Origin of the sequence: Nocardia amamiensis NBRC 102102 (assembly GCF_001612745.1) — a bacterium.
Taxonomy (GTDB): domain Bacteria; phylum Actinomycetota; class Actinomycetes; order Mycobacteriales; family Mycobacteriaceae; genus Nocardia; species Nocardia amamiensis.
The window spans coordinates 1-6,395 of the sequence record NZ_BDBA01000007.1 but is presented as its reverse complement, the minus strand read 5'-3'; the positions used below and the strand labels follow the sequence as shown (position 1 = coordinate 6,395).

At 64.1% G+C, this 6,395-nt stretch carries 8 protein-coding genes and 1 pseudogene; 5 read left to right on the top strand and 4 right to left on the bottom strand.

The genetic code is table 11. The features are described 5' to 3' along the window. On the top strand, positions 1–434 hold a 434-nt coding region (locus NA4_RS02560), incomplete at its 5' end, for a dienelactone hydrolase family protein (RefSeq protein ID WP_507763392.1). A gap of 28 nt (positions 435–462) precedes the next feature. Beyond that, positions 463–966 (top strand): DUF2004 domain-containing protein, encoded by a 504-nt coding sequence (locus NA4_RS02555; RefSeq protein ID WP_067463233.1) that lies wholly within the window; start codon positions 463–465, stop codon positions 964–966. Between the two features lie 182 nt (positions 967–1,148). Here the strand turns inward: NA4_RS02555 and NA4_RS02550 are convergent, their stop codons facing one another. From NA4_RS02550 to NA4_RS02540, 3 genes and pseudogenes are all read right to left on the bottom strand, one after another. Further along, positions 1,149–1,625: a hypothetical protein gene (locus NA4_RS02550; RefSeq protein ID WP_157128756.1), complete on the bottom strand. Its 477-nt coding sequence runs from the start codon at positions 1,623–1,625 to the stop codon at positions 1,149–1,151. A gap of 79 nt (positions 1,626–1,704) precedes the next feature. Then, positions 1,705–2,529 carry an endo alpha-1,4 polygalactosaminidase gene (locus NA4_RS02545; RefSeq protein WP_067463231.1) on the bottom strand — a complete coding sequence of 275 codons (825 nt, stop codon included), beginning with the start codon at positions 2,527–2,529 and terminating at the stop codon, positions 1,705–1,707. A gap of 304 nt (positions 2,530–2,833) precedes the next feature. Further along, positions 2,834–3,319, bottom strand: a pseudogene (locus NA4_RS02540) (IclR family transcriptional regulator domain-containing protein); the annotation flags it as partial. Positions 3,320–3,361: 42 nt separating this feature from the next. Between NA4_RS02540 and NA4_RS38595 the strand changes: the two are divergent. The 3 genes from NA4_RS38595 (at position 3,362) to NA4_RS02530 (ending at position 4,673) form a co-directional block, all read left to right on the top strand. Further along, positions 3,362–3,598: a hypothetical protein gene (locus NA4_RS38595; RefSeq protein WP_084496735.1), complete on the top strand. Its 237-nt coding sequence runs from the start codon at positions 3,362–3,364 to the stop codon at positions 3,596–3,598. Continuing rightward, entirely contained in the window at positions 3,598–3,915 is a 318-nt protein-coding gene (locus tag NA4_RS02535) for a hypothetical protein (RefSeq protein ID WP_067463230.1), read from the top strand. The genes NA4_RS38595 and NA4_RS02535 overlap by 1 nt, the downstream gene beginning before the upstream one ends. A gap of 476 nt (positions 3,916–4,391) precedes the next feature. Then, positions 4,392–4,673, top strand: coding sequence for a hypothetical protein (locus NA4_RS02530; protein ID WP_067463229.1), 282 nt, complete (start codon positions 4,392–4,394; stop codon positions 4,671–4,673). A gap of 286 nt (positions 4,674–4,959) precedes the next feature. On the opposite strand, the gene NA4_RS02525 is transcribed toward NA4_RS02530, so the two are convergent. Then, positions 4,960–6,018, bottom strand: coding sequence for a formylglycine-generating enzyme family protein (locus NA4_RS02525; RefSeq protein WP_507763391.1), 1,059 nt, complete (start codon positions 6,016–6,018; stop codon positions 4,960–4,962). Between the last annotated feature and the right edge of the window lie 377 nt (positions 6,019–6,395).

Below are 6,395 nucleotides of genomic sequence, written 5' to 3'. Positions count from 1 at the left end.
GGGAGCCGGTCCACGACGAGATCGTCGACCGGCTCGTCCTCCCGCTGGTCGAAAAGGCGGTCCCGGAATGGCGGGCCGCCCTGGACGCCCTCCTTTCGCTGCCCGAGATCGGCGGACCGGTCGGGTACTCGGGAGGGGTGATCTCTATCGGTACCCGGCTGGCGGTGGTCGAACCGCGCATCTCGGCCGCCGTTCTGTTCGCGGGTAGTTTCGTGCCCCGCGCCATACTCGACGAGGCCCGGGAGGTCACCATTCCGCTGCATGTCCTGCTGCAGTGGGACGACGAAGGAAACGACCGGCAGATGGCTTTGGACCTGTTCGACGCCTTCGGCTCCAAGGAGAAGACGTTGCACGCCAATATGGGCGGGCACATCGGCGTCCCGCAGTACGCCGGGGAGGAGGGGAACCGGTTCTTCGCCCGGCACCTGAAGTGAGGCCGGGCCTGGATGGCACGATAGGACTATGAATCACCTGACCAGCCGGTTCGCGGGGCACCTCGATTTCGGCGACGACTCGCTGGCCGGTGCCGTGCTACCTGCTGGCATACACGGATTCGGAGCGGGTGCCTGGTATTGGATTCATGGTGATGAGACGCTGAACCAGACCGAACTCGACAAGGCAGAGGCCGCTCTTCTCGATGTGAAGGCTCTGGTCGCTGCGGCTTTCGCCGCTTTCGCCGCTGAGCTGACCGATCCCCGGTCGACGACTTCATTGTTTCGCCAGGTTCATCTCGAGGAGATCCCCGAAGAGAGGGCGTGCGACTTGTTCGACGTGGACAGCTGTGAAGCTGTTACCGACAAGGTCTTCCTCGACCACCTAGTCCTCGTCGGCATTATGATAAGCCCCGCGGCAACGGAACGTGTTCTCGCACTCGACTTCGCAATCGGCGCTGACAAGCCCACCGACCAGCTGCTTGTCGCCGTGTGGGATCGGAACAACGCCGTTACCGTCCACCATGAAAGTTGAGCCCGGCGAATCACCCGTCAGCAGGCGCTACGCCACATCCGTTGTTCTTCGGCGATTACTACCGGAACCCGAACACCTGTTTATCCGGCTGTCGTTTCGCTGTGAGTCACAGCGGCCTTCTGATCGTTGTTCCGCGTTCGGCGAACGACCATCCGCCGAACGCGGCCCGCGCGGGCGCCTGGCTACGTCGCGGCGTTCGCGAACTGCCGATAGAGCCGCGCCAGTTTCGCGGCGTCTTTGCGATCGAATCCGATCCCCTCGTCGATCTCGCGGGACAGGAGCTCGAGCCAGTCCGCGATCGCCGCGTGCTGTGCGGGGCGGAGGCCGCGCAGGGTCGTCTCGTCGCCGCGTCGCGCACTGCCGAGAAAGCTACTGAGATATATCCAGAGTTCGAAGTCGTACGGTTGGATCAGCATCAGCTTCAGCACCGCCGGGAGGTAGTACTCGACGGCCTGCGCGGTCATGTACGTGAAGTCTTCCATGTGCAGGCTGGGCAGAAAGCTCGAGCGGTCGATATCCGCCCGCGAGCGGCCGTGAAAATGGGCGATGACGTACCGCGCGTCGATGCTCGGCGGTGCAAGTTCGTCCTCGGTGAGCGGCAGCAAGGCTCCCGCGAACACCTGATCGATTCGGTGCGTGACCTCATCGCGACTCCTCATGGCCGCCACATCGCCTTGTTGCATGAAATATGTTGATCACTAGCAGAATTCGACCGCAGTGTGGTGCTTTCGCCGGGTTTCAGCATGTCTTCCGGACGTAGCCAGGGTCACCCGGAGTGGAAACTTCGACATCCCTGAGCACGATGCTGAACCTGCTTGCGTAGCCTCCGCACGCCGCCGACAGGCCTGCTTCGGTGTATTCGATATCGATGACGTGGTTGCCGTAGGCAGCCGCGTAGTCACCGCACTCCGCAGTGTCGCCGCATTCTTCGGACACCGCGAAATCCAGTCCGGCAACGGTCCTTTTGTCCACGAGTTCGGCGGCGTTCTTCTGGCCGATGGCCAGGCCGCGGTCGTGCGAGTGCTTGGCGAGCATGCTGATGAAGGTGACCGCTTGGTCGGTGGTCAGCAGGTCCTTCGATCGGCTGTAGCTGTCATAGTTGTCGATCTCGACGGCATCGAAACGCTTGTTCGCGCATTCGTCGATCCACTGGTCGACCTTGTCCGCGATACGGGTGCGCTTGTCGGCTGTGCGGATATCCAGCAGCGCCTCCTTCCACCTCGTGTCGTAGACGACCTTGCCGTCCTTGTCGCGCAGCAACAGGTCTTCCGGCCACTCGCTCTCCGCACCCGGTTGGACCTGAAAGCCGTTCACGTAGCAGATGTTGTACAAACCATCCGCCCGCTCGGCGCTGTGATCGCGACTGACGACCGTGACTCCCGTCGGCGGATCGTAAGGACTGGTGATCTGGTAGTCGAACCCGGCATTTATCGGAGGCAGGGTTATCGCCGGTGCAGCGCTCGCGGTACCGGCCTGCTGGCCAACGATGCTGGTGGCCGTGGCGACGAGCGCTAGTCCGATCGCCAAGCGGCGACGAATGCGTGCGATGGAAGTGGTGATCACAAGACTCTTTTCGTTCCTTGGAGACGGCTTCGGCCCGAAGGGCTTCACCGGCCATTGCACAACCATGCACACTGCCGGAAACCGTTCAGGCACAGGCAGATACAACCATCACCCGCCAGCTCCGTCAAAGCCCCCGAGATCGGTAGCAGCTCAACCGCCATGCGGTGACTTTGTATCCAGCGGGGAACAGGGCCAGGAACCGACGTGTCGCGCTTGCTGAGATTCCGGCGGCACTGCAGAATCTGTTCGCACCGTGACGCACTCGGTCCTCGTGTGCGTATCGAATCGCGATCCGAATCGATGTTCAGCCCAGCCGCGTGATCGGCTTCGCGGCGGTGAGGTCTGCTTCGATTCGCTGGGCGGCTGTCAGCAGGCGCGGGACCAGATCGGTCCGGATGGATTCGATAGTCCGGCGCGAGGCGTGCGTCGAGATGTTGATCGCCGCTATCGCGCCCGACCGGTCGTGCACGGGCACCGCAACCGACCGTAGGCCGTCCTCCAATTCCTGATCGACGATGGAGTAGCCCTGCGCGCGAACCCTTTCCAGTTCGGTGCGCAGGGCGTCCGGGTCGGTAACGGTATTCGCAGTCAGCCGGTCCAGGGGCGTGCGCGCCAGATAGGCATCGAGTTCGGGGGCCGCGAGCCCGGCCAGCAGGACATGTCCCATGGACGTGGCGTAGGCGGGGAATCGCGTCCCGATAGTGATGCTGACGGTCATGATCCGGGACGCCGCGACACGGGCGACGTAGACGACATCCGGACCGTCGAGCACGGACACCGAGCTGGATTCGTGCTGCGAACATTTACCGCTGCCGGCGGTACGATCGGCGGTATGGCTGGACGGAAGACGTCGGTGTCGTTCGACGACGAGACCCTGGAGATCCTCGCCCGCCGCGCGGAGGAGGAAGGCCTGGACCGCTCCGCCTACCTCGCGCAGCTGGTCCACCGCGACGATCTGCGGCGGAGAATCGCCACCGACAGCGCCACGTTGAACGCGGCCGGGTACACCCCGGACCGCGCGACCGCCGTCACGGCGGGCCTGCTCGCGCAGCGCCGCGCGGCCGACTGATGGCCACTCCCCGATTCGGCGAGGTCTGGCACGCCCCGTCGGGCTCGGTGCTGCCCGGCGGGATGCTCTGCTTGATCGTCAGCTCTGACGACTACAACCGGATCCGGCGGCAGTACATCATCGTCGAAGTGGTCTCCGATCCACTGTCCGGCGACGCCATCATCTGCGAACTCGGCGCGGTCGGTGTCGCCCTCACCGGCGCACCCTTCACTGTCGGCCCGCAGTGGTTCGCCGGGGCCGACGAACCGATGGCGGTCCTCGACGACGCCATCGCCCGCCGAGCCGCAGACCAGATCCGCGCCATTCTCGGCCCCTGAACGCGTTGCCAGCCCCGGCCGCGGTTGGTGCGGCGTTCGAGTGTGCCGGAGAGAACGGCGAGGCCGAGCGCGGCATCGTGGCGGGACGGGGCGCAGTACGGCATCGGGTCTCGCGTGTAGCGCCGTCGCGCGGCGTGCCACCTTCGCGCGGTAACACCGGATCGCCGTCATGTCAGCGGCCGCCGAGCGGGTCGTCGGCTCGGGTCTCGCGGTGCCGGGTTCGGAGGTCTGCTACGAGATCGACTCCGCCGCATGCCGATACGCGGCGCCGTCCGGGAAATCAACAGAATTTCAACTTTGAATTTGATTCGGGTGAAGATCAAATTGTGTTACCACGGCACAATATGTCGTTAGCCCATTATTAACTGTGATTATTAACACAATAATATAAGTGGATCTGAAGATTTCTTTTTCTTAACGTTGCTGTGTGCGCCGTGATGGCGTCGTTATCAAGCTGTGAAAGGAAATCTGCGTACATGTTCTCTCGCAAGGCTCTTGCCGCCGCCGGCGCCATCTCCGCCGCCGCCCTGTTCTTCGGCCCGGTCGCGATGGCCTCCGCCGCCGACTCCGGCTCCGCGGGCCTGGCCTCGGGTTCGGCCGGCGGCGGCTCGTCCACGGGTTCGGCTGGCTCCTCCTCCGGTTCCGCCATGCTCGACTCCGGCAGCTCCGCCCTCGACGGTGGCACCTCCGCGATCGTCAACATCATCGATGCGATCACCGGCGTCAGGGACCTGACCCAGCCCCAGCCCGCCGCCTGATTCGGTTTCGGTAGATCACTGCTTCGTCCGGGGCGCCCCCGGGACTGGATTTCTTTTGTGCCGCTGCGCTGCGAGCCAGCGCATGCGACTATTGCGGTGGATTTGCCATAATCAAACCGTCATTCACTGCATCAGAGTGTCCGCAGCTGGCGAACGGGGATGACTCCGTTTGCCCGCCAAGGGGATAGCTCTTCCCGTTGTTAGTGATTGGCTTCCTCGAGCACCATCCTCGTGCCGTCCGGCAACCTCGCCGGACGGCACGAGTATTTCTGGGAGAATTCGAAACTCAACCCGTTGTGGCGGTAGTGCTTCGGCCCTCTCGGATGATCAATCTGAAGCCCAGGTGGGAGGTCGATGTGTCGACCGGTTGCGCCATCCGTGCGGCCGGTCGGTATCGGCGGCAATAGTTGGGCGCACACAGGTGCGATCCGCCCTTGACGACCTTTCGCGCGAGCTGCGGCTGTGCCGGGTCGCGGCTGCCTTCCCTTGTACCGCCCTGTGGATTGGCTATGACACAGCACGCGTGCGTCGAAGCCTGGTATGTGGTGTACCAGTCGTGGGTCCACTCCCAGACGTTGCCGATCATGTCAGCCAACCCGTAGCCGTTGGGCGGGAACCATCCGACGGGTGAGGTGCCCTCGAATCCGGCCCCGTGCGTGTTGTGATGGGGGAATTCGCCCTGCCAGGTGTTTGCCATCGCCTTGTTCCCGGGTTCGAACTCATTGCCCCAGGCATACTCGGCGCCGTCCAGGCCGCCTCGGCAGGCATACTCCCACTCGGCTTCGGTCGGTACATCCTTGCCCGCCCAGTCGGCATATGCCGCAACGTCTTCCCAGGCCACGTGTACGACAGGATGGTCAGGCCGCTTTCGTACCGAGCTGCCTGGGCCCTGAGGACGTCGCCAGTGCGCACCGGGAACCCACCGCCACCACTGGTAGGGCTGGTCGAGGGGCACCGGGCGATCGGGTTCGACGAATACAGACGAGCCCGCGACGAGCAAGGCTGGGTCGGCATCGGGATAGTCGGCGGCTGTAGGAGGACGTTCGGCGACGGTCACGTATCGGGTACGGGAAACGAACCGGGCGAACTCGGCGTTCGTCACCGGATGCGGATCGATCCAGAAGCCGTCGACCGATACACGGCGTGCGGGTGCCTCCTCGCGATAGTTCGCGTCCGAACCCATGAGGAATGTTCCGCCCTCGATCCACACCATCTGCCTGTGACGCACGGATGACGGAGAACGCGTAGCCGCGGCGGGTGCGCTCGGCGCACCCGCTTCCGGTGTGGGTCTCGAGGGCGGGTTCGGTGGTCGGTCCGTCGATGACTCGCTCGCCGCTGCACCCATACCGTCCTCCACATTCCTGCTGATGAATGGCCTTGTAGTCCCGTGGTGGCAGTGTGTCCGCGAAGTAGCCGAAGTTTCTCACCCCGCGCGGATGAAATGTGGGTGTTCGCCGCCTGACGCCGAGGGAGGGCGACGTTCGTGTCCCCCGTTGTGAGCACCGTGCGCTAAGCCGCTGCGGGTGATGTGTTCCGGTTCCATGCTCGAACCAACGACGTCGAGCCGGAACCCGCCGGCAACCGGTAGCGCGCCGAGCGCGGTGACGGCCGAGGGGAACCACCCGGTGCGTGCGCGGCGGCGCCGAGTGCCAGCCATGAGACGGTGAGAATCCTTGACGGCTGGTTATCAACTGATAACCTAGAGCGGAGGTTATCGAGCGA

What these genes read in the sequence shown, in the direction of transcription:
- NA4_RS38595 (WP_084496735.1), top strand. Translation starts at nt 3,362, where the DNA reads ATGGCTGGACGGAAGACGTCGGTGTCGTTCGACGACGAGACCCTGGAG.
- NA4_RS02525 (WP_507763391.1), bottom strand. Translation starts at nt 6,018, where the DNA reads ATGGGTGCAGCGGCGAGCGAGTCATCGACGGACCGACCACCGAACCCG.
- NA4_RS02550 (WP_157128756.1), bottom strand. Translation starts at nt 1,625, where the DNA reads ATGAGGAGTCGCGATGAGGTCACGCACCGAATCGATCAGGTGTTCGCG.
- NA4_RS02535 (WP_067463230.1), top strand. Translation starts at nt 3,598, where the DNA reads ATGGCCACTCCCCGATTCGGCGAGGTCTGGCACGCCCCGTCGGGCTCG.
- NA4_RS02555 (WP_067463233.1), top strand. Translation starts at nt 463, where the DNA reads ATGAATCACCTGACCAGCCGGTTCGCGGGGCACCTCGATTTCGGCGAC.
- NA4_RS02530 (WP_067463229.1), top strand. Translation starts at nt 4,392, where the DNA reads ATGTTCTCTCGCAAGGCTCTTGCCGCCGCCGGCGCCATCTCCGCCGCC.